The sequence below is a fragment of the Buttiauxella cochleicola genome, assembly GCF_021283185.1.
GTDB classification, from domain to species: domain Bacteria; phylum Pseudomonadota; class Gammaproteobacteria; order Enterobacterales; family Enterobacteriaceae; genus Buttiauxella; species Buttiauxella massiliensis.
In genome coordinates, this window is sequence record NZ_JAJSOS010000002.1 from 471,972 (window position 1) to 494,478 (window position 22,507).

Consider the following 22,507-nt stretch of genomic DNA (forward strand, 5'->3'; position numbering starts at 1 on the left):
GCAATTATGAAATTTGTCCCACTGGCGCTGTTGATAGTGAGTTCGGCGAGCTTTGCACAGGGAAGTCTCGATCTTAAAGCTAATGAAGTGCCGATACATACGGCTAAAGACCCGGTGGCTATCAGTAAAATTCCTCAGGGCTATAAATTTGTTGAGCCGGGTACGCTTACAGTCGCCATTTCAGCACTAAATTCGCCACCGCTGGCGATGCTGGCGAGTGATAACCGCACAAGGATCGGCAGCGATCCTGATATTGCACGTTTGCTGGCCGATAGTTTAGGGCTGAAGCTCAAACTGGTGCCTACCGCCTGGGAAGACTGGCCGCTTGGCATTACATCCGGTCGCTACGATGTGGCACTGGTGAATATTGCGGTAACCGAGCAGCGTAAAACCAAGTTTGATTTTGCGACCTATCGTGTCGATTCGCTGGCATTTTCGGTGAAATCAGACAGCCCAATTCAAAAGATTGCCGGGCCAGCAGATGTTTCCGGCCTGCGTATTATTTTGGGTTCTGGAACCAATCAGGAAAAAATCCTCCTGGGCTGGAATGAACAAAACGAACGTGACGGGCGTAAACCTGCGCAGCCTATTTACCTGACGGATGACGCTTCCGGCAATTTGTATATTCAGGCGGGACGTGCAGATGCAACGTTTGGCCCGCAAAGTGTCGCCGCCTACAAAGCGGCATTAACCGGGAAAACGCGTGTTGTGGGGCTTGGGCCTAAAAAAGCGTATGTCGCCACGACTACCAAAAAGGGTAATGGTCTGGTTTATGCGCTACAGGCCACGCTGGATGGCGCGGTGAAACGTGGCGAATATCAGCGGGTTCTCGACCGTTGGGGAGAAAAGGGCGAAGAAGTTGCGGTGTCTGAGATTAACCCGCCGGGCATTACTTATCCCTAAGCAGTACCTGCTCAATAAACCCGTGAATATCCTCCAGCGCCTGCTCTCTGGCGAGCGGCGCGCTGTCGATAATCAGTTGATCCGAATACCCGTTCAGCAATGCGCCAAGCTGGCGGGTGACACGCAAAACATCCGTCTGGCGGAAAACGCCGCTTTCGATGCCGTCATGAATAATACTCGCCAGCAACGCATCCCACTTTTCGGTTAACGCCAGCGCAAAATCGGCATACACCTTGTTATGCACCGCCAGTCGCCACAGCGAACTGTACAACTCCCAAACGGCATCCGCGCGGTCGGGTAAATAGTCTTCGATAAAAACGGATAAACCTTGCTCCGGCGGCAGCGCGCGGCTCTTTTGGGTAAAGGTTTCCAGATCCGCGTACATAAAGCGCGAAAACGCCTCGATGCACAGTGTCTGCCAGTCCGGGAAGTAGTGATAAATGTGGCTACGGGCGATGCCAACTTGCTCCGTAAGCTCACGCGTGGTGACCTTTTCTACGCCCTTTTCGGTGAACAGGGCAATCGCCGCATCAAGAATATTCTCTTTTAGAACAGTCGCTTTTTCTTTCATCACAGTACCTTCGTTGACTTTGAGCAAGTGCTCAAATAGACTCTTTTCATTCGTTGAGCAACCGCTCAAGGATAACAATCTAAGAAATTAAAGTCATGGAAACCTTACAAACCGCTCAACTTAAACCCTCGCGCGGTGCATTAAACACCTTAAAAAAACTCGCCAGACTCCACAGAAAAAAGCTCGTTTTGACGCTGATGCTGGTGGTCGCCGAAAATATTATCTACCTGCTTTATCCGCTGATGGCGGGCTTTGCCATCAACGCCATCATTAAAGGCCAACCGCTGCATGCATTGCTGTATGCGCTGGTGGTCTTTGTGATGTGGGCGATAGGCGCTGCACGCCGCAGCATGGATACCCGGACATTTGCCAGAATCTATGCCGGTCTTGCCGTACCGGTGATCCTTGCACAGCGCGAGGATGATCATAGTCATTCGACCATCGCCGCTCGCGTGACGTTGTCACGTGAATTTGTCAATTTCTTCGAAACACACCTGCCGCTACTGATTACCTCTGTCGCTTCAATTATAGGCGCAGTGATTATGTTGCTGACTATCGAGTTTTGGGCAGGTGTCGCTTGTTTTGGCGTGTTGATATTCTTCGCGATGTTTCTGCCGAGCTATACGCGCAAGAACGAAATGTTGTATGAGAAACTCAACGACAGGCTGGAAAAAGAGGTGGGTTTTGTCGGCACAGCCAGTGAAAACACACTGAACAAGCATTACAACTTTTTGGCGCGTGTGCGTATTCGTTTGTCCGACCGGGAGGCATACGGCTATTTATCTATTGGTATTGCTGCAGCGTTCCTGTTCGCGATGACCATTTGGCTTATGACCGTGAAAGGTGTCGGGAACGCCGGGCATATTTACTCTGTCATGACCTACATGTGGATGTTTGCCATGAGCCTTGATGATGGCCCATCTCTGCTTGAGAAGTACTCGCAGCTTAAAGAGATAGGCAAACGCGTCAACACAGGGCTTGTGTAATTAACCCACTTCCGGCAACGCGCCGGATGCAATCAACGCCTGAATCACAATCACGGCGATACCGCAGGCAAACACCAGAATCAGCAGCGGTTTGCCGCCAGCAACACGGTAGCCAGGCTCGTTTTGAGTCTGGCGACTTTTCCAGACCAAAAGTGACGGGATGATTAGCGCCAGTATTGCCAGAGCAACACCAGCATAACCCAGCGCCATCACAAACCCTTGCGGGTAGAACAGGGCGAAAACCAACGGCGGCACAAACGTCATCAAACCTGTTTGCGCACGGCCCGATGCATTACGTTTACGGTTGAACAGGTCGCTCAGGTAATCAAACAACCCTAACGACACTCCCAGGAATGAAGTTGCCAGCGCCAGATCCGCAAACAGATGCACCGCCAATTCGACGTGCGGCGAGGCCACTACTTCACGAACCGCCTGCAATAAACCATTCAGCCCTGAATGGTTGGCTAACAGCCCGCTAAACACGCCTGAATCAATCGCACCCAGCGTGGCAACTTGCCAGAAGATATAGGCAACTAACGGGATTGCGCTGCCAATGATAAACACCCAACGCAATTTGCGCAGGTTGCCATCAAGGTAACTAACAATACTCGGCACGCTGCCGTGGAAACCAAACGAAGTGAAGATCACAGGAATGGCTGAAAGCGCGAGGCCTTTCTCCAGCGGCAATGTCAGTAAATTAGTGTGATGGATGTGCGGCATCATCAGCCCCAGCATCACCACCAACATGATTACCTTGGCGCTAAACAACACGCGGTTGAACATATCCACCATATGGGTACCGATGCAAACAATGCCCCCGGCAACAATCGTGAACAGCAAAACCCCAGTGGTGACCGAAATGTTAGTAGAAAACCACTGGCTCAGGCTTGCCGATAACAATTCGCCCGCACCGCTGATATACGCCGCCGTCAGCGCATACATCAGGAACAGCATGCTAAAGCCGGTAAGCCATTGCCCCGGCCGTCCAAGGTAGCGACGGGCAAGGGTGCCAAGCCCGGTGTCTGCGGAAACGTGTTGATAAACTTCGACCAGAAGCAGTGCTGTGTAACACATCAACCCCCACAAACCGATGAGCAACAGGAAAGTCACTCCAAACCCAACACCTGCTGAAGCCAGCGGCATTGCCAACATTCCTGCGCCAATAGTGGTACCGGCGACGATAAAGATACTGCCAAGAGTGCGATTCTTCACGCTTGCCTCTGAATTTACGCTTGTAATAACGAGATTATGCCGCGCAGGGTAAGGGATTGTTACGACTCCGTCAAATGAGGGTTACATGAGGTGTAATTTTATGTTTACGATATTTTGTTGGTGCTCATATTATTCAGACCGGTAGTGGATGCGAGTCTTTATTTATTGTACCGGGAAGATTCTTGGGGAAATTGTAGTTAAGGAACGGTCAGATACATACCCTACCATTATTGGTGTTTATCCCATTGATTGCTTGACGTTTTATTTATTATTGGCGACATTATTCCGTCTTAAATTCTCAAGCGTAAATAAGTGTCTTTCAGATACTTGTGGCTTTTTGCGTGCAATAAATAAAAAACATACAGCTTATATAAAAGGATTTGTGCAAATGAAAACTAAAAATTTATTTCTCTCTGCCTCTGTTTTAGCCGCCTTACTTCTCAGTGGTTGTGCAAGCGTCCCTTTGGCTCCAGAGCAAGAATCTATTAATGCCAAAGCATTCCCTGCTCCAGAGCAAGATAAAGCTGGGCTATATATTTATCGCGATAGCTTTGCGGGTAAATCGCTTAAAAAAGATGTGTATGTCGATGGGAAATGTGTGGGTGAAACCGCGGACAGAACGTTCTTCTATACGCAGGTAACAGGTAACCAGACGCACAAAATTTCTACTGAGTCCGAATTCTCTCCAAATGATTTGTCGTTATTCATGCAAGCAGGAAAAAACTACTTCATCAGACAATATATCAAGATGGGGGCTTTTGTCGGTGGCGCAGGTTTGAGCGAATCTTCTGAAACCGAAGGTAAGCGCGTAGTTTCCAAACCGGAAGTGAAACTGGCCCAGCAAGGTCACTGCGATAACTAAATAGAAATGCCCCTTTGGATGCGTGAATTTTGCCGTACTGAATGATTGTCTCAGTCTTCAGAATTCACGCCGATAACTCAAACAGTAAAATAAAACGCTGCCTCAACACTAACTGAGGCAGCCAAAGATTAATGCTTGCCAAGATACTCTTTTTCCAGCCGGGCAACAGTGCCGTCCTGCATCATTTTAGTGAGAGCATCATTGATGAGTTTCAGCGTCTGATCATCACCTTTGCGCACACCGATGGCGCTATTGGCTGAAAGCATCGGGTCTTTCACTGGCTCACCAGAGAAGGCGTACTCTTTGCCAATGGGTTGGTCGAGAAATGCAGACTGCCCTGAGGTGGCAATGACAAAGGTCGCATCCAGTCGGCCATTGGCTAAATCGCCGTAAATCGACTGCTGATCCGGGTACTCTGTCACGTTGGCACCTTGCGAACGCCATTTCGCATCAGCATATTTCGCCTGCACTGAGCCCTGTAATACGCCAACATTTTTACCACTCAATGATGTTGCCTCAGGCTTCAGTGGTGCACTTTTGGCAGAAATTAAACGGCTGTCGTCTTCATACAATGTCTGGCTGAAGTCGATAACTTTCAGGCGTTGTGCATTCGGGGCCATCGAGGAGATAACCGCATCGAATTTTTTGGCTTTCAGCCCCGGAATTAAGCCATCAAAACCGGACTCCACCCACTGGCAGGTGACGCCTGCGGTTTTGCAGATCTCATTACCAATCGCAATATCCAGGCCAACCAAACTGCCGTCAGGCTTTTTCGATTCATAAGGTGGATAAGTGGGGTCGGTACCAAAACGTAATGTTTGCGCCTGAACGGACTGGCAGACCGTCAATGCCAGCAACCCACAAACTCCTGCAACGTATTTGTTCATCTTTTACTCCGGTGATAGTCAGTTAGCGCTGTTATGCACAAAGGCGGTCAAGGGCGAGGGTAATGAAATAGCGCACGCCCAGCGGCAGTACATCGTCGTTAAAATCGTATTCTGGGTGATGGCAAAAAACGCCGCCCTGGCCGAGCAGCACGTAAGCACCTGGCCTGCGTAACAAAAACTCTGAGAAATCTTCAGAACCGTTCATTGGCGGGAAACTGCGTAAAACATTGTCTTTGCCAAACACCTTTTCGGCACTTTTTGCTGCGGCCTCGGCCTCGGCCGGATGGTTAACGGTTGCCGGTGAGCCATTGGCAAAACCAACGCTAATCGCGCATTCGCAGGTTTTGGCCACCCCTTCGCAAATTGCCTCAATACGGCGTTTTGCCTGGGCGCGCACCGCCTCGTTAAAGGTGCGCAAGGTGCCAGCAAGTGTTGCATGGGCTGGGATCACGTTCGGCGTGCTACCGGCATGCATGCTACCGATACTCAGCACCGACATTTCTGAAGGAGAGATGGTGCGACTGACTACCGTTTGTAATGCGCAGACCAGTTGTGCTGCGGCAATCACCGGGTCGCGAGTTAGCTCTGGTGCGGAACCGTGCCCACCCACGCCATCGATGCTTATCAACACATCGTCACATGAGGCGAGCATTGCGCCATCCAGCACGCCAAAAGTCCCTGGCGCAAAGTGTGGGGCATTGTGCAGCCCGTAAATTTCATCCCAGTCAAACTGCGTTTCAGCACCAGCCTCCAGCATCGCTAGTGCGCCACCGCCGTTTTCTTCCGCAGGTTGGAACAAGAACACCACTTTCCCGGCAAAATCGCGGTTTTGGCTAAACCACTGCGCCGCACCTAACAACATGGCGGTGTGCCCGTCATGCCCACAGCCATGAAAAGCGCCCGCATGAGTTGAGCGATATTCCGGATTGCCTTCTTCTTCCATCGGCAGCGCATCCATATCCGCTCGTAGAGCGATAGTGCGCCCCTGGCCGCGCTCGCCTTCCACCACGCCAACAACACCCGTGCCGCCAATATTGCGCCAATGGGTGATTCCCCATTGCTGCAGGCAATTTGCGACACGTTCACTGGTGCGAGTTTCTTCAAAAGCAATTTCGGGATGGGCATGTAAATCACGGCGTAGTGCTACTAACTCAGCAATATTTACCGTCAAATCAAGGTTATTGTTCACCACTTATAAAGCCCTCTATTATACTGAGTTCGCAAAACGGCCGGCTTTATGATGCTAGAAGAGACTGAAATCATTGGTCAATTTCCAGTTTCTTATGCCTATAACAAACAGTTATAGTGGAGGGTTTATCAAAACATCTCAATTGCGGATCTTAGTGGCAGTTGCCCGACACGGAACGCTGATCGGTGCCGCTGGTGAGTTGGGGTTATCTCAACCGGGCGTAACGCGCAGTATCAAAGAACTCGAATCCAGATTAGGTGTGCAGTTACTGGTGCGCAGTGGAGCTGGCGTGCGTTTCACTGCATATGGCAACACGCTACTTCGTTACGCGCGCACCGTAATGACAGAAATCAGCCGCGCAGAACATGAAATTGCCGCCATGAAAGCGCAATCCCATGCCAGTTTGAATATTGGTGTCTCTTTGCTTTCGGCAACCGTTCCGGTTTACGAGGCTTTGCGTCGCTTTCGCTTACGCTTCCCGCAGGCCAGAGTTAACGTTCACGAAGGCATGCCTGGGCAAATCATTGATGGATTACGCAATGGCGATTTTGACTTGTGCCTGGCATTTGTGGCGCAAACCGACCCGATTGCTGAGTTTCGCCTGATTGCTTTGCAGCACTGGCCACAAATTCTGGCGGTGGCGGAAGACGACCCGCTGGTCAACGCCACAAACCTGAATCAACTCTCTGAAGCGCAGTGGCTGTGCAGCCACACACGGGAAAGCTGGCAACCGTTCTGGCAAGAACTGGTGGGGGAGCAAAACGTACAGGAACCTGAGCAGGTGAATATTTGCACCTCCTGGGGGCTTTATTCCGCACTGGCGCAGGATGCTAACACCGTCAGCATCTGGCCAGATTTTTTGCTGCACGCTCGCTCAGGGCAAGGCAAATTAGTACCGCTCAATATTCAGAGGCAACTACCCGATATCACCTTTGGTTTTATGCTGCGAAAAGACCAGGTACTGACTCCGGCTTACGAATATTTTATCGACTGTATGGGTCAGGAGCTAAAAGCTTCTGCTTTGTAGCCATCGAGCAAAGTGCAATTCCCAGCGTGATAAGCAACGCGCTAACGAGATGAAAACCGTGTAACGGTACATTGAGAAACAGCACACTAAACACGCCACCGCTGAGTGGAATAAGGTGCGAATAAACTTCACCACGCGTCGCCCCAATGGCCTGAATACCTTTATTCCACAACAAATATGACAGCCATGACGGGAAAATAACCAGGTAACCCAGCCCTAATAAGAAGCCTGAATTAAAGTAGGCATTAATCTCAGATGCATAGTGGGCCGCCGAATAGAGTGATAACACCGGTAGCAGCACTATTGCGCCAATCGCGGCACTTACCGCAACAAATGCATTCCCACCAACCTGTTTGGGTTTGAGGCGCAAGAACGCGCAGTACAAGGCCCAGCTGACAGCCGAACCCATGGTCCACACGTCGCCACGATTGAGGTTTTTAAGCGTATCCATATGCAGAAGGTCGCCTTGCATCACCAGATAGATCACACCCAAAGAGCTAAGCACCACGCCATAAATATTGCGTCGTGAAATATCCTCTTTGAAAATAAAATTATTAATCAACAACACTAATGCAGGCGTGGTGGATAAATATATCGCTGCATTTAATGATGAGGTGTATTGCAGGCCGATATATAGCGTCACCGGGAATAACACTTGCCCGCATAAAGCGAGGAAAAACACCGTGTATTTTGCCTCAACCATCGCCTGCCATTGCGCTCTTATCTGCCGGAAATAGAGGCTGATGAGCAACAGGGCAGTGAGCATCCAGCGGGCCTCCGACAGCACAATGGGGTCAACCTGCGCGACCAGTTCGTGGCCCACAACGTAGTTTCCACCCCAGAAACAGGCGGCAAGGCTTAACAGTAAATACGGCATAATTTGAGTTCCAGAAAATGGTTTAATACACTCAGCTATAGATTCAATTCATATAGGCGATTTCACGCAGCTGATAAAGACTGCGTGAAACTAGTGGTTTGACACCTGTTTTTGCTTGAATCATTGGCTTTCTTAGGACCATGGTAGGGTTGTGAGACAATCAAATCTAATTCATCTTTTTCATGGCGAGGTATAGTTTAAAACTATGAGATTCACACTGCGGCAGCTTGAGTTTTTCATCGCGCTTGCGCAAACACAGCAAGTTTCCAAAGCGGCATCGCGCTGTAATATCTCGCAGTCGTCGATGACGGTCGCCATGCGCAACCTCGAAGCCTCGTTAAACAACCAGCTGTTTTTGCGCCAGCCAAAAGGTATTGAACTCACCGCCGCAGGTGAGCGCTTCCTGCATTACGCCCGTAAGATTATTAATGATAGCCAGCTTGCCATCGACGATTTGCTACACCAACCGCAACTGGAACAAGGCACAGTGAATATTGGCATTGCCAAAACGCTTTCCGCTTATTTGCTTCCGGCGATTATTCTTGAAGTTGAACAGCACTTCCCATTAATGACGATTAATTTCATTGAGGAGAATCCACAGGAATTAACCGAATCATTAAAACGTAAGGATATTGATTTCTCGCTGCTGTTAACCTCAAATATTGCGCACGACAACGCCCTGAAAACAGAAATATTTATTCGTTCACCACGTCGACTTTGGGCCGCACAAGGCCACCCGCTATTGAACCAGTCCGTCATTCATCTGGCAGATATCGAAAACCAGCCATTCTTGCTGCTGGATACTGATGAATATCCTGACTTGATTAAAGATCACTGGCGCACACGTGGTGGCAGCCCAAATATCTCTTTCACCACCACATCGTTCGAAACGGTGCGCAGTCTGGTCGCAAAAGGAAAGGGTGTGACGATATTGTCGGATCTGGTTTACCGCCCGTGGTCGCTCGAAGGGTTACGCGTGATGCGCCGCAGCATTGCCGACAGCACCACCTACATGGATGTTGGCGCGGTAACGCTTGCTGAATCCTCCCTGAGCGAAACGGCAACAGCAATGCTGACTTATTTGCGCAGGGTGATAACGCGGTTGGGTGAGGAGACATGATAGTGACCTGGAACTAATGCAGATTATTCGAATCAAGCGGATATAAAGCAACATGAAAAGAAGGGTGAAATATAATAACAATAAATATGTGGATATATATATCGTATGACAGTTAATTGATCTGCCATTATCAGCGTGGCATCATATCGGCACAAAAGATATATAGGGCTTACGATGAAAGACGTTATTGACGGTTTTTTGAGGTTTCAGAAAGAAGCATTTCCGCAACGTTCCAAACTCTTCAAAAAACTCGCATCAAATCAAAATCCTAAAACACTTTTTATTTCCTGTTCTGACAGCCGACTGGTTCCTGAATTAGTGACACAGCGTGAACCGGGTGAACTGTTTGTCATTCGAAACGCGGGTAATATTGTGCCACCGTTCGGGCCTGAGCCTGGTGGTGTTTCAGCTTCAGTTGAATATGCGGTGATGGCGCTTGGCGTTCGTGACATCGTGGTTTGCGGGCATTCGGACTGTGGAGCAATGACAGCTGTCGCCAACTGCCAGTGTCTTGACCATATGCCAGCCGTTGCCCATTGGTTACGTTATGCAGATGCTGCAAAAGCCATTAACGAAGCTGAAGAGCATAGCTCAACCCAATCTCGCGTGGACGGCATGGTGCACCAAAACGTGATCGCTCAACTGGGGAATTTACGTACTCACCCTTGTGTTGCGTTAGCGCTTGCGAAGGGCAACATCACGCTTCACGGCTGGGTTTATGATATTGAATCGGGATGTATTGAAGCTTTCGATAGCAAATGCGGGAAATTCATCTCGTTATCAGACAATCCTGGTGTAACGGCGTCTTAATTAGCCATTTATGAATAATTCCGCCACGGGCAATAACCGGGCGGAAGTTTTCAGTTGGTCCGCTAAACCCTACGCGCAACCAGCGTCAGAATGGAATAGAGCGCCACGGATTGTTTATCCTGGTTCAGCACTTCAACTGCCCACTCCACCACACCAACCGGTCTGTCTTCCGCATTCTTTTGCGGTTTGGCAGTTTTGCGCTTGCACGTCAGCCGCACTTGCAGAGTGTCGCCAATTTTCACCGGTTCGATAAAGCGCAGGTTTTCCATACCGTAGTTGGCAATTACGGGCCCGACACCAGGGTCAACAAAAAGGCCCGCTGCAGCTGATACCACAAAGTAGCCATGTGCTACACGCTCGCCAAAGAACGACTCGGCCGCACCAATTTTATCGACGTGAGCATAAAAATGATCGCCACTCAGATTGGCGAAGTTGACAATATCAGCCTCTGTGATGGTCCGGCGCGCGGTCAGTAAACTCTCACCGATTTCCAGTTCGTCGAAATGCTTACGGAAAGGGTGAACCGGGCTTTCATGCACCGCCGCGCCGTAACTCCACTGTTTGCTTACCGCCGCCAGCATTGATGGGCTGCCCTGAATCGCCGTGCGCTGCATGTAATGTTTCACTGCTCGCAGGCCACCAAGCTCTTCGCCACCACCAGCGCGACCAGGGCCGCCATGAACCAGCATCGGCAGCGGCGATCCGTGACCTGTAGATTCCACGGATGACTCTTGGTTTAGCACCTGAATGCGCCCGTGAGCGCGGGCGGCCCCCAGAACAAACTGGCGCGCAATATCGCCACTCGCCGTGACCAGCGTTCCCGCAAGGCTACCCTGGCCTGCACGTGCCAGCGCCATCGCGTGTTCTGAATTGTGATAAGGCATCACGGTAGCAACTGGGCCGAACGCTTCGAGTTCATGCACCGCTGGCGTTTCACCTGGATGCTGGCATAGCAATAACGTTGGCGGGAAGAAGGCGCCGGGACGAGAGTTATCCGCTTTGCCACCGATCACAATCTGACAACCAGCGGCAACCAACTGATTCACTTTGCTTTGCACATCGTCACGCTGCTCAAGACTAACCAGTGCGCCCATTTTCACGCCTTCCTGCGCAGGATCGCCGGGTTGGATCTTCTCTAGTTTGGCTTTCAGCGCCTGAATAACATTTTCCAACTGAACCTGTGGGACGATAACACGGCGGATCGCGGTACATTTTTGCCCGGCCTTGGCTGTCATTTCACGCACCACTTCACGGATAAACAACGCGAACTCAGGATGTTCTGGTGTCACGTCTTCGCCCAGCACGCAGCAGTTAAGCGAGTCGGCTTCCATGGTGAAAGGTACAGAGCGGGCAACAATATTTGAATGACAACGTAACTTTTGTCCGGTGCTGGCGGAGCCGGTAAAGGTCACAACATCCTGCTCATCAAGCAGTTCAAACAGATTACCTACGCCACCGCAGATAAGGCTGATTGAACCTTCCGGTACTAGTCCAGAATCGACGATGGATTTCACCATTATCTGGGTCAATTGTGCACTGGCGGTACCCGGTTTGATAATGGCTGGCATTCCGGCAAGCCAGGTCGGAGCCAGTTTTTCTAACATGCCCCAACAAGGGAAGTTAAACGCGTTGATGTGCAACGCCACGCCGGATTTCGATGTCAGCACATGGCGGGCGGCAAACCCACCTTGTTTAGAAAGCGGGATCATCTCATCTTCTGGCCACAGCACATCGTCAGGCAGTTCACGGTTTCCCATACCGGCATAGGCGAAAAGGGTGCCTATACCGCCTTCGATATCAACCCAGCTGTCAGCGCGGGTCGCACCTGTCTGTGCAGAAACTTCATAAAACGTTTCTTTGTTTGCCAACAGGTGTTTTGCCACCGCTTTCAACATCGCCGCACGTTGCACAAAGGTCAGGGCGCGTAATGCAGCACCTCCAGACTCGATAGCAAAATGGCGTGCCTGTGCCATATCCAGCCCTTCGCTTGTGACTTGATACAAAGCTTCGCCATTAATTGCATGATTTATCGTACGTTCTTTGCCGTGGCCCATCACCCAATTGCCTGCCAGATAACTTGTTAACTGTTGCATCAAACACCTCGTTAAGCATTACGTTTAATGACACTAATGTTTGATTTGTGAATCATAAAAAGCAAGGTGTAATTTAATAATTTATTAACAATGTGATTAGTGGTCGTTGCCACTGAAATCACATTCATTTGAATAATAAGAGTTTGTGAAAATTTATCGTGATAACGCTCACAAAGCATACGTGTAATTTTTGCTGTTTTGTCTAACTTATCTGTAACTTTAACTCATCAAGTGATTCACAAAACCGTATTTAGTTAATTAATTTTGAATCATAAAGGGTGATGCCGTGACAGAACTACGCCGTTTTGATGAGCGAATCGCACAGGAAGTCGCGATTGAACCCCAGGACTGGATGCCGGATGAATATCGCAAGACGCTGATTCGACAGATTGGGCAGCACGCCCATTCTGAGATTGTCGGCATGCTGCCGGAAGGTAACTGGCTGACTCGCGCACCGAGCCTGAAACGCAAAGCAATTCTGCTGGCAAAAGTGCAGGACGAAGCCGGACACGGGCTTTATCTCTACAGCGCGGCGGAAACACTGGGCTGCGCGCGAGAAGACATCTACCAGAAGATGCTCGACGGCAAGATGAAATACTCATCCATCTTTAACTACCCGACGCTGAACTGGGCCGATATCGGTGTGATTGGCTGGCTGGTTGATGGCGCGGCGATCGTAAATCAGGTGGCACTGTGCCGCACGTCATACGGCCCGTATGCCCGCGCCATGGTGAAGATCTGCAAAGAAGAGAGCTTCCATCAACGCCAGGGTTTTGAAGCCTGCATGGTGCTGGCACAGGGTAGCGAAGAGCAGCGCCAGATGTTGCAAGACGCGATCAACCGTTTCTGGTGGCCTGCATTGATGATGTTTGGTCCAAACGACGACAACTCCCCGAACAGCGCCCAAAGCCTTGCATGGAAAATTAAACGATTTGGCAATGATGAACTGCGCCAACGCTTTGTCGACAACACCGTGCCGCAAGTGGAAATGCTCGGCATGACAGTACCGGATAGCGATCTTACGTTCAACGAAGCCACCGGGCATTACGAATTCGGCGAAATCGACTGGCATGAATTTAACGAAGTGATTGCCGGGCGCGGGTTGTGCAACGAAGAGCGTTTGAGCGCCAAGCGCAAAGCGTGGGAAGAGGGTGCATGGGTTCGTGAAGCGGCGCTGGCGTACGCAGAAAAACAGAATTTGTAGGGTGGATAAGCGCTAGCGTCATTCATCATTTACATCAGATATGAAGGATCAATTTATGAGCAATGTTCACTGGCCATTATACGAAGTGTTTATTCGCAGCAAACAAGGATTATCGCACCGCCACGTCGGTAGCCTGCATGCCGCAGACCAACAAATGGCGCTGGAAAACGCCCGTGACGCCTACACACGTAGAGCCGAAGGCTGCTCAATCTGGGTGGTAAAAGCGAGCGAAATCATCGCCTCACAACCCGAAGAGCGCGGCGCCTTCTTTGACCCTGCTGAAACAAAGATTTATCGCCACCCAACATTCTACGCCATCCCTGATGGCATCGAGCACATGTGAGGCGTGACATGACTAATTCCCCGTTAACCACTTATACCTTGCGTCTTGGCGACACTAGCCTGGTGCTGGCACAGAGACTAAGTGCCTGGTGTGGGCATGCACCAGAACTGGAGATTGATCTCGCGCTGGCGAACATCGGCCTGGATTTACTCGGCCAGGCGCGCAATTTCCTGACTTACGCCGCCGAACTTCAGGGCGACCAGTTTGATGAAGACAAACTGGCTTTTGGCCGCGATGAGCGTGAGTTCCACAATTTACTACTGGCAGAACAGCCGAATGGGGATTTTGCCGACACCCTGGTACGCCAGTATCTGCTGGATGCCTGGCATGTCGAACTGTTCAGCCAACTGGCACAAAGCCGCGACCGCCAACTGGCTGCAATTGCCGCGAAAGCCATCAAAGAGGTGCGATACCACCTGCGCTTTAGCCGTGGTTGGTTAGTGCGTCTGGGCAACGGCACTGAAGTTTCTCAGCAAAAAATTCAGCAGGCGCTCAACAAACTGTGGCGCTTTAGCGGCGAAATGTTTCATGCCGATGAGCTGGAAATCGAGCTGGCACAGCAGGGAATAGGCGTTGACCCACGCACGCTGAAAGCCGCGTGGGAAGAAGAAGTGTTTGGCGGATTAAGGGATGCAGCACTGGTCAAGCCACAAGAAGCGCAATATCGCACCGGCGGCAAACAGGGGCTTCATACCGAGCATCTTGGCCCGCTGCTGGCAGAAATGCAGTACCTGCAACGCGCATACCCCAATCAGCAATGGTAATGAGGTAAACATGCAAATTCTCGATGTGGTTGAACCGGCGCAGACCCGCGATGTATGGCGCATCCTTGGGCAGATCAGCGACCCGGAAATCCCGGTGCTGACTATCACCGATCTGGGCATGGTGCGCAGCGTTCACCACCGTGATGACGGGTGGCACATCGGTTTCACGCCAACGTATTCCGGCTGCCCGGCAACCGATTTTTTGCTGGCGGCAATTCATGAAGCGATGGAAGACGCGCAGCTGCGCCCGGTGCACATCGAGCAGGTGCTTCATCCAGCATGGACGACCGACTGGATGACGCCATCAGCCAAAACGCGGCTGCGTGAATATGGCATCAGTCCACCGCAGGGCCATGCTTGCCACGCATCATCCGTGAGTGGTGACGTGGTTTGTCCACGCTGCGGCAGTTTGCACACCTCGCTTATCAGCGAATTCGGTTCCACGGCCTGCAAAGCGTTATACCGCTGCGACAGCTGCCGCGAACCCTTTGATTACTTTAAATGTATTTGAGGTAGCCATGACAACGTTTCATTCGCTAAAGGTGGCGCGCATTGAGCAGGAAACTCCTGAAGCGGTGGCCATCACTTTTGAAGTGCCAGGGGAGTTACAGACGCACTTTACTTTCAAACCTGGCCAGCATTTGACCCTAAAAACTCGCCTCGGTGGCGAGGAGTTACGCCGCTGTTATTCCATTTGTCGCGCTGAGCAACCCAGCGAAATCTGTGTGGCGGTCAAAGCCATCGACGGCGGGCGCTTTTCGCAATATGCGGTGAGCGATTTGGTGGCTGGTATGGCGATGGACGTGATGATCCCACAGGGAACATTCGGCTACCAGCCGCAGCCTGAAACAGAGGGTAATTATCTGGCGCTGGCAGTCGGCTCCGGCATTACGCCAATGTTGGCGATTGTCACAGCCACGCTTGCCACCGAAACGAATAGCCGCGTGACTCTGGTTTACGGTAATCGCAGTAGCCGCAGCATGATGTTCCGCCAGGCGCTTGCCGACTTGAAAGACCGTTATCCACAACGCTTGCAACTGATCTACCTGTTCAGCCAGGAAGTGCAGGAAAGTGAGCTGCTCAGCGGGCGATTAGACGGCGCAAAAATCAAAGCACTGGGCGACAACTTGCTCAATTTAAAGGGCTTTAACCGTACCTTTATTTGCGGCCCGCAAAGCATGATGCAAGAAACTGAAGCGGCACTGCTGGAGATGGGCGTCGCGGCTGAAAACATTTTTATCGAGCACTTCAACACACCAGGCTCTACACCGAGCTTGCGCCGCCGTGAACTGGCGGCAGGTAAAATGGTAACGATTCGCCAGGACGGACGCGACCGCAAAATCACCCTCGACTCCCATGACGAAAGCATTCTCGACGCGGCTTTGCGCCAGGGCGCGGATTTGCCATACGCCTGCAAAGGCGGGGTGTGCGCCACCTGCCGTTGCAAAGTGGTGAGCGGAGAGGTGGAGATGGGTGTCAATTACAGTCTCGAGCCAGATCAACTGGCGGCGGGTTACATCCTTAGTTGCCAGGCGCTGCCGAAAGGTGACGACGTGGTGCTCGACTTTGATGCGCAGGGGCTGTGATGAGCGAACTATTGGTTAGCCTGAACGGGCGCGTACTGACGCTGACGTTAAACCGTCCGCAGGCGCGTAATGCGTTAAACAACTCACTGCTCGAGCAAATTGCCCTGTCACTGGAAAGTGCTCAAAACGACGAAAGTATTGGCACGGTGGTTATTTCCGGCAACGAGCGTTTTTTTGCTGCCGGTGCTGACTTAAAGGAGATGGCGAGCCGTGATATGCCCGCCACGCTTAACGATCCAAGGCCACAGCTTTGGGCGCGTATCGAACGTTTTAACAAGCCGTTACTCGCAACTGTAAATGGTTATGCACTAGGCGCAGGGTGCGAGTTGGCGATGTTGTGCGACATCGTAATCGCGGGTGACAACGCACGCTTTGGCCTACCGGAAATCACCCTCGGCATTATGCCTGGTGCGGGTGGCACGCAACGTTTGATTCGTAGTGTCGGCAAAGCGCTGGCCTACAAAATGGTGTTGACGGGCGAAACCATCACCGCGCAGCAGGCGCTACAAGCCGGACTGGTTGCAGATATCTGCCCTGCGGCGTTAACGCTTGAATACAGCGAGAAGCTGGCGGCCCGCATCGCACAACATGCGCCGCTGGCATTACAGGCGGCGAAAACGGCGTTGCGCCAGGCACATGAACTGTCACTCAGCCAGGGCTTAACTCACGAACGGCAGCTTTTCACGCTGCTTGCAGCCACCGAAGACCGCCAGGAAGGCATTGCTGCATTCCTCGAAAAACGACCCGCTGCGTTTAAAGGACGATAACCATGACATTCATTGTTAGCGATGTGCAAAACGGCGTGATGACACTGATTTTAAACCGCCCGGAGCGCCTGAACAGTTTTAATGACGAAATGCACCGCCAGCTTGCCGATGTGCTGACGCAAGTCGAACGTGACGACACCATTCGCTGCCTGCTGATAACTGGCGCGGGCCGTGCGTTTTGTGCCGGACAAGATCTCAATGACCGCAATGTTGACCCAAGCGGAGCTGCACCAGATTTAGGCACTTCGGTTGAGAATTTCTACAACCCGCTGATTAAGCGCCTGGCCGCATTACCAAAACCGGTTATTGCCGCGGTAAACGGTGTCGCCGCGGGGGCCGGGGCAACGCTTGCACTGGGCTGCGATATGGTGATTGCTGCACGTTCGGCAAACTTCATTATGTCTTTTAGCAAATTAGGCCTCGTTCCTGATTGCGGCGGTACCTGGTATTTGCCGCGCCTTGCCGGACGTGCGCGGGCCATGGGGCTGGCGTTACTGGGTGACAAACTTAGCGCCGAGCTAGCCTTGCAGTGGGGCATGATCTGGCAAGTAGTTGATGATGAAGCACTCAACGATACCGCTCGCCAGCTCGCCGTGCATTTTGCCAGCCAGCCAACCTTTGGTCTGGGACTGGTGAAGAAGGCACTGAACGCTTCCGAAACAAATACGCTCTCGCAGCAGTTGGATCTGGAGCGCGATTACCAGCGCCTGGCCGGGCGTAGCGAAGATTACCGCGAAGGGGTGTCGGCATTTCTGGCTAAACGCACACCGGTGTTTAAGGGGAAATGATGATGCTGACACCACAATCAATTATTGCCGTGATTGGCGGCGGCACCATGGGGGCTGGCATTGCGCAGGTTGCCGCTCAGGCTGGGCATCAGGTCAGAATTTACGATATTCAACCCGGCGCAGCGGCGCGTGCCATTGACGCAATTGCCACAGCACTGAGTGCCCGTATGGCTAAGGGCAAACTGACGGCGTCCGAAAAGCATGACGTTGAAAGCCGTTTAAACGCCGCACAAAGCATCAGTGAACTGGCGGATGCGGCGCTGGTCATTGAGGCCGCAGCCGAACAAATCGACATCAAACAGGCAATCTTCAAAGAGCTAGCAGAGTTCTGTTCAGCAGAGGCGATTTTTGCCAGCAATACATCGTCGATTTCCATTACTGCGATTGCCAGTGGCATTCCACAACCACAACGCGTGGCAGGGCTGCATTTCTTTAACCCGGCACCAGTAATGAAACTGGTGGAAGTGGTGAGTGGACTGGAAACCGCGCCGGCGGTGCTGGAGAGCCTGACTGAGCTGGCATTGCGCTGGGGGAAACAACCGGTGCGTTGCCACTCAACACCTGGGTTTATCGTTAACCGCGTGGCGCGCCCATTTTATGCAGAGGCCTGGCGCGCACTGGAGGAACAGGTGGCTCCGGCTGGCGTGATTGATGCGGCGCTGCGCGACTGCGGCGGGTTTCCGATGGGGCCGCTGGCGTTAACTGATTTGATTGGCCAGGACGTGAACTTTGCCGTGACCTGTTCGGTGTTCAACGGTTTCTGGCAAGAGCGCCGCTTTTTACCGTCGCTTATCCAGCAGGAGCTGGTATTTGGTAAGCGCCTTGGCAAGAAAACTGGGCAGGGGGTTTACAGTTGGCCACTCAACGAATCATTACCTTACCAGCCCGTAGAAACCGCTGAGTCATGTGCACAGGACATCCGGCGCCATGGTTACGCAGCATGGCTGAACAATCATCATTCTAGTGACAGTGTCACTGATTCTTATCTTGAACTGGACGATGTTCTGGTGCAGGTAACGCAAGGCGAAACAGCGACTCAACTGGCTAAACGCTTGCAGCGCCCGGTAGTGCTGCTTGACCTGGTTAATGATTGGCAGCGCTCGCCATTGATTGTGCTGGCCGCCGCAGCCAGTAACACCGTGCAACAGACCGCCAAAGCGGTTCATTTCTTCCAGCAGCAGGGCAAACAGGTACTGATAATCAGTGATTATCCTGGAATGTTGGTCTGGCGCACTGTAGCGATGCTGGCAAACGAAGCGACCGATGCTGCACAAAAGGGTGTCGCCAGTGAAGAGGATATCGACACCGCGATGCGCCTTGGGGTGAATTATCCTCACGGCCCGCTTACGTGGGGGGCTGAACTCGGCTGGCAACAGGTGCTGCGCCTGCTGGAAAATCTGCAACAACATTACGGCGAGGAACGTTACCGCCCAACGTCACTGCTGCGCCAACGCACACTTCTGGAGACACAACATGAGCACTAATGCATGGGCGAATGCCCGGGAAATGTACGCTCGCGACAACTGTGCGCAGCAGATGGAAATTGAGATTCAGGAAATGGGCGAAGGGTTTGCACGCCTGACGATGACCATCACCGACGCGATGCTTAACGGCCACAAAACCTGTCATGGCGGACAACTTTTTACGCTGGCTGATACTGCGTTTGCCTATGCCTGCAACAGTCAGGGTCTGGCAGCTGTGGCTTCCGGTTGCAGTATCGATTTCGTTCGACCTGGAAAAGCAGGTGATGTGCTGACGGCGACAGCTCAGGTGCGTACTCAGGGGAAACAAACCGGCGTCTACGACATTGAAATTATCAATCAGGATGAGAAAACAATCGCCCTGTTTCGCGGGCGTTCGCACCGTATTGGCACAACATTATCCGGAGCCAAATTATGAAAGATGCCTTTATCTGTGACGGGGTACGCACGCCCATTGGCCGTTACGGCGGCGCACTCTCGTCAGTTCGTGCCGATGATCTTGCCGCGATCCCGCTTAAAGAACTGATGGCTCGTTATCCGAACCTTGACTGGAATGCAGTAGACGATGTGATTCTCGGCTGCGCCAACCAGGCAGGGGAAGATAACCGTAACGTGGCGCGAATGGCGACACTCCTCGCCGGGCTGCCACAGGCTATTTCCGGTACCACGATTAACCGGTTATGCGGCTCCGGCCTGGATGCGTTAGGCATGGCGGCGCGTGCCATTAAAGCGGGTGATGCCGAACTGATGATTGCCGGCGGCGTGGAGTCGATGTCACGCGCCCCATTCGTGATGGGCAAGGCCAACACACCGTTTCAGCGCCAGGCGCAAATGTTCGATACCACGATTGGCTGGCGTTTTGTGAACCCGCTCATGGCTGAACACTTTGGTACTGACAGCATGCCAGAAACGGCAGAGAATGTAGCGGAGTTGTTAAATATAAGCCGCGACGATCAAGATGCTTTTGCATGGCGCAGCCAGCAACGTGCACAGCTCGCTCGCGAAAATGGCATTCTGGCGCAGGAAATTGTGCCTGTGCAGCTCAAGGGTAAAAAAGGTGTGGTGACTGAGATTCGCGAAGACGAACATCCGCGCCCGGAAACAACGCTGCAACAACTGAATGAACTGAAAGCGCCATTTCGCCAAAACGGCGTGATTACGGCAGGGAATGCATCCGGTGTTAACGACGGTGCCGCCGCGCTGATTATCGCCAGTGCGTCCGCTGCACAGCGCCACGGTTTAACGCCGAAAACACGCATTGTGGCGATGGCGACCGCAGGCGTTGAGCCGCGATTGATGGGCCTTGGGCCAGTTCCCGCAACCCGCAAGGTGCTGGAGCTCGCAGGGCTTTCCATCAACGATATGGATGTTATCGAACTGAACGAGGCCTTTGCCGCGCAAGCTTTGGGGGTATTACGACAGTTAGGGCTGCCTGACGACGCCCCACATGTTAACCCCAACGGCGGTGCGATTGCGTTAGGCCATCCGTTAGGTATGAGTGGAGCCCGACTGGCGCTTGCCGCCAGCCACGAACTTCATCGCCGCAAAGGGCGCTATGCCCTGTGTACGATGTGTATCGGTGTTGGCCAGGGCATTGCCCTGATCCTTGAGCGTGTGAGCTAATCAACCCTGCGAGTATCCTATAATGATAACCTCTACTACAAAGCTGGAACCGATTGAAACCGCGTCAGTTGATGAGCTGCAGGCTTTACAAACGCAGCGAATGAAATGGACTCTTAATCACGCTTATAACAATGTGCCGATGTACAAACGCAAATTTGATGCGGTGGGTGTGCATCCTGATGATTTTAAAGAGCTGAAAGACATTCGGCTTTTTCCCTACACGACTAAACAAGATCTGCGCGACAACTATCCATTCGACACTTTCGCTGTGCCAATGGAGCAGGTTGTACGTATTCATGCCTCATCCGGCACTACCGGGAAACCTACGGTAGTCGGCTACACACAGAAAGATATTGATACCTGGGCCGATATTGTCGCCCGTTCGCTACGTGCGGCTGGCGGTACGCCGAAAGATAAAATTCATATCGCTTATGGTTACGGGCTATTTACCGGCGGGCTGGGCGCGCATTATGGCGCTGAGCGCCTCGGGGCGACCGTTATTCCGATGTCCGGTGGGCAAACTGAGAAGCAGGCGCAACTGATCCGCGATTTTCGCCCCGACATGATTATGGTCACGCCATCATGGTGCCTGAACCTGATTGAAGAGCTGGAGCGCCAGATGGGGGGCGATGCCCGCGATTGTTCGCTGCGCGTCGGTGTATTTGGCGCAGAACCTTGGACCCATGCGATGCGCCGGGAAATTGAACGCCGCCTCGGTATTACCGCGCTGGATATTTACGGTCTGTCAGAAGTGATGGGCCCGGGCGTGGCGATGGAGTGCCTGGAAACCACCGACGGGCCGACAATCTGGGAAGATCATTTCTACCCAGAAATCGTTAACCCGATAAGCGGTGCTGTGCTCGACGATGGCGAGCAGGGCGAGTTGCTGTTCACTACGCTGACCAAAGAAGCGCTGCCGGTGATTCGTTATCGTACTCGCGACCTGACGCGTTTACTGCCAGGAACAGCCCGAACCATGCGACGCATGGACCGCATCACCGGGCGCTCAGACGACATGCTTATCATCCGTGGTGTGAATGTGTTCCCATCGCAGTTGGAAGAGGAAATCGTGAAGTTCGAGCACCTGGCACCACATTACCAATTGGAAGTGCATCGCGATGGCCATCTCGATACGCTTGCAGTGAAAGTTGAGCTCAAAGAGAGCAGTTTGCATTTAAGCCATGAACAGCGTTGTTCCGTATGCCACCAGTTGCGCCACCAAATTAAGTCGATGGTGGGGATTTCAACCGATATCAGCATTGTGAATTGCGGCAGTTTGCCTCGTTCGGAAGGAAAAGCGACTCGCGTTTGTGATTTACGCCAGGCTGCGAACCAATAACAGACAATGGCGGGTGGCACAGTGCTTATCCGCCATGCACTCCATAAAAAACTATAAATACAAAAATGTGAATCA

The 22,507-nt window shown here is 52.1% G+C and carries 23 protein-coding genes; 17 read left to right on the forward strand and 6 right to left on the reverse strand.

The annotated features are described in order from the left end of the window. The first annotated feature begins 6 nt into the window (after positions 1 to 6). Positions 7 to 903, forward strand: a complete 897-nt coding sequence (locus tag LVQ76_RS05155; protein WP_232921147.1) for a transporter substrate-binding domain-containing protein — start codon at positions 7 to 9, stop codon at positions 901 to 903. Here LVQ76_RS05155 and LVQ76_RS05160 read toward each other — a convergent pair. Then, positions 890 to 1,474 carry a TetR/AcrR family transcriptional regulator gene (locus LVQ76_RS05160; RefSeq protein ID WP_232863709.1) on the reverse strand — a complete coding sequence of 195 codons (585 nt, stop codon included), beginning with the start codon at positions 1,472 to 1,474 and terminating at the stop codon, positions 890 to 892. The two genes, LVQ76_RS05155 and LVQ76_RS05160, sit on opposite strands and share 14 nt — an antisense overlap. 95 nt (positions 1,475 to 1,569) lie before the next feature. On the opposite strand from LVQ76_RS05160, the gene LVQ76_RS05165 reads away from it, so the two are divergent. After that, positions 1,570 to 2,460, forward strand: a complete 891-nt coding sequence (locus LVQ76_RS05165) for an ABC transporter six-transmembrane domain-containing protein (protein WP_232921148.1) — start codon at positions 1,570 to 1,572, stop codon at positions 2,458 to 2,460. On the opposite strand, the gene tyrP is transcribed toward LVQ76_RS05165, so the two are convergent. Beyond that, complete coding sequence (tyrP, locus tag LVQ76_RS05170; RefSeq protein WP_232921149.1) at positions 2,461 to 3,672, reverse strand: tyrosine transporter TyrP; 1,212 nt, start codon at positions 3,670 to 3,672, stop codon at positions 2,461 to 2,463. 148 nt (positions 3,673 to 3,820) lie between these two features. On the opposite strand from tyrP, the gene LVQ76_RS05175 reads away from it, so the two are divergent. Then, positions 3,821 to 4,534 (forward strand): DUF2846 domain-containing protein, encoded by a 714-nt coding sequence (locus LVQ76_RS05175; RefSeq protein WP_232921150.1) that lies wholly within the window; start codon positions 3,821 to 3,823, stop codon positions 4,532 to 4,534. A gap of 128 nt (positions 4,535 to 4,662) precedes the next feature. On the opposite strand, the gene LVQ76_RS05180 is transcribed toward LVQ76_RS05175, so the two are convergent. Continuing rightward, the gene (locus LVQ76_RS05180) at positions 4,663 to 5,421 is read right to left on the reverse strand and encodes a transporter substrate-binding domain-containing protein (protein ID WP_232921151.1); all 759 of its coding nucleotides are present in this window, start codon (positions 5,419 to 5,421) and stop codon (positions 4,663 to 4,665) included. Positions 5,422 to 5,452: 31 nt separating this feature from the next. Next, positions 5,453 to 6,613, reverse strand: a complete 1,161-nt coding sequence (locus tag LVQ76_RS05185; protein WP_232903541.1) for an amidohydrolase — start codon at positions 6,611 to 6,613, stop codon at positions 5,453 to 5,455. Between the two features lie 91 nt (positions 6,614 to 6,704). On the opposite strand from LVQ76_RS05185, the gene LVQ76_RS05190 reads away from it, so the two are divergent. Continuing rightward, positions 6,705 to 7,637: a LysR family transcriptional regulator gene (locus LVQ76_RS05190; RefSeq protein WP_233337884.1), complete on the forward strand. Its 933-nt coding sequence runs from the start codon at positions 6,705 to 6,707 to the stop codon at positions 7,635 to 7,637. Here LVQ76_RS05190 and LVQ76_RS05195 read toward each other — a convergent pair. Then, positions 7,594 to 8,514, reverse strand: coding sequence for a DMT family transporter (locus tag LVQ76_RS05195; protein ID WP_232863716.1), 921 nt, complete (start codon positions 8,512 to 8,514; stop codon positions 7,594 to 7,596). The genes LVQ76_RS05190 and LVQ76_RS05195 overlap by 44 nt on opposite strands. Before the next feature lie 205 nt (positions 8,515 to 8,719). Here LVQ76_RS05195 and LVQ76_RS05200 point away from each other — a divergent pair, with 205 nt between their 5' ends. Then, complete coding sequence (locus LVQ76_RS05200) at positions 8,720 to 9,634, forward strand: LysR substrate-binding domain-containing protein (RefSeq protein WP_232921152.1); 915 nt, start codon at positions 8,720 to 8,722, stop codon at positions 9,632 to 9,634. A 174-nt stretch (positions 9,635 to 9,808) separates the two neighbouring features. Then, the gene (locus LVQ76_RS05205; RefSeq protein ID WP_064518959.1) at positions 9,809 to 10,444 is read left to right on the forward strand and encodes a carbonic anhydrase; all 636 of its coding nucleotides are present in this window, start codon (positions 9,809 to 9,811) and stop codon (positions 10,442 to 10,444) included. A gap of 62 nt (positions 10,445 to 10,506) precedes the next feature. On the opposite strand, the gene paaZ is transcribed toward LVQ76_RS05205, so the two are convergent. Next, positions 10,507 to 12,537, reverse strand: coding sequence for a phenylacetic acid degradation bifunctional protein PaaZ (gene paaZ / locus LVQ76_RS05210; RefSeq protein ID WP_232921153.1), 2,031 nt, complete (start codon positions 12,535 to 12,537; stop codon positions 10,507 to 10,509). 286 nt (positions 12,538 to 12,823) lie between these two features. Between paaZ and paaA the strand changes: the two genes are divergently transcribed. Genes paaA through paaK form a run of 11 tightly spaced genes read left to right on the forward strand, consistent with a single transcriptional unit; the run spans position 12,824 to position 22,432 of the window. Then, the gene (gene paaA, locus LVQ76_RS05215; RefSeq protein WP_232863719.1) at positions 12,824 to 13,741 is read left to right on the forward strand and encodes a 1,2-phenylacetyl-CoA epoxidase subunit PaaA; all 918 of its coding nucleotides are present in this window, start codon (positions 12,824 to 12,826) and stop codon (positions 13,739 to 13,741) included. Between the two features lie 55 nt (positions 13,742 to 13,796). Then, positions 13,797 to 14,084: a 1,2-phenylacetyl-CoA epoxidase subunit PaaB gene (paaB, locus tag LVQ76_RS05220; RefSeq protein ID WP_232863720.1), complete on the forward strand. Its 288-nt coding sequence runs from the start codon at positions 13,797 to 13,799 to the stop codon at positions 14,082 to 14,084. Positions 14,085 to 14,092: 8 nt separating this feature from the next. Next, a complete protein-coding gene (gene paaC, locus LVQ76_RS05225; RefSeq protein ID WP_232921154.1) occupies positions 14,093 to 14,848 on the forward strand; it encodes a 1,2-phenylacetyl-CoA epoxidase subunit PaaC in 756 nt (251 codons plus the stop codon). Between the two features lie 10 nt (positions 14,849 to 14,858). After that, positions 14,859 to 15,359 carry a 1,2-phenylacetyl-CoA epoxidase subunit PaaD gene (gene paaD, locus LVQ76_RS05230; RefSeq protein ID WP_232863722.1) on the forward strand — a complete coding sequence of 167 codons (501 nt, stop codon included), beginning with the start codon at positions 14,859 to 14,861 and terminating at the stop codon, positions 15,357 to 15,359. A 7-nt stretch (positions 15,360 to 15,366) separates the two neighbouring features. After that, the gene (paaE, locus tag LVQ76_RS05235; RefSeq protein WP_232903547.1) at positions 15,367 to 16,434 is read left to right on the forward strand and encodes a 1,2-phenylacetyl-CoA epoxidase subunit PaaE; all 1,068 of its coding nucleotides are present in this window, start codon (positions 15,367 to 15,369) and stop codon (positions 16,432 to 16,434) included. Next, the gene (gene paaF / locus LVQ76_RS05240; protein ID WP_232863724.1) at positions 16,434 to 17,201 is read left to right on the forward strand and encodes a 2,3-dehydroadipyl-CoA hydratase PaaF; all 768 of its coding nucleotides are present in this window, start codon (positions 16,434 to 16,436) and stop codon (positions 17,199 to 17,201) included. Before paaE ends, paaF begins: the two co-directional genes overlap by 1 nt. A gap of 2 nt (positions 17,202 to 17,203) precedes the next feature. After that, entirely contained in the window at positions 17,204 to 17,989 is a 786-nt protein-coding gene (gene paaG, locus LVQ76_RS05245; RefSeq protein ID WP_232863725.1) for a 2-(1,2-epoxy-1,2-dihydrophenyl)acetyl-CoA isomerase PaaG, read from the forward strand. Continuing rightward, positions 17,989 to 19,473, forward strand: a complete 1,485-nt coding sequence (gene paaH / locus LVQ76_RS05250) for a 3-hydroxyacyl-CoA dehydrogenase PaaH (RefSeq protein WP_232921155.1) — start codon at positions 17,989 to 17,991, stop codon at positions 19,471 to 19,473. Before paaG ends, paaH begins: the two co-directional genes overlap by 1 nt. Then, a complete protein-coding gene (gene paaI / locus LVQ76_RS05255) occupies positions 19,463 to 19,888 on the forward strand; it encodes a hydroxyphenylacetyl-CoA thioesterase PaaI (RefSeq protein ID WP_232863727.1) in 426 nt (141 codons plus the stop codon). Before paaH ends, paaI begins: the two co-directional genes overlap by 11 nt. Next, positions 19,885 to 21,093, forward strand: coding sequence for a 3-oxoadipyl-CoA thiolase (pcaF, locus tag LVQ76_RS05260; protein ID WP_232921156.1), 1,209 nt, complete (start codon positions 19,885 to 19,887; stop codon positions 21,091 to 21,093). The genes paaI and pcaF overlap by 4 nt, the downstream gene beginning before the upstream one ends. Positions 21,094 to 21,115: 22 nt before the next feature. After that, positions 21,116 to 22,432: a phenylacetate--CoA ligase PaaK gene (gene paaK, locus LVQ76_RS05265; RefSeq protein WP_232863729.1), complete on the forward strand. Its 1,317-nt coding sequence runs from the start codon at positions 21,116 to 21,118 to the stop codon at positions 22,430 to 22,432. Positions 22,433 to 22,507: the final 75 nt, after the last annotated feature.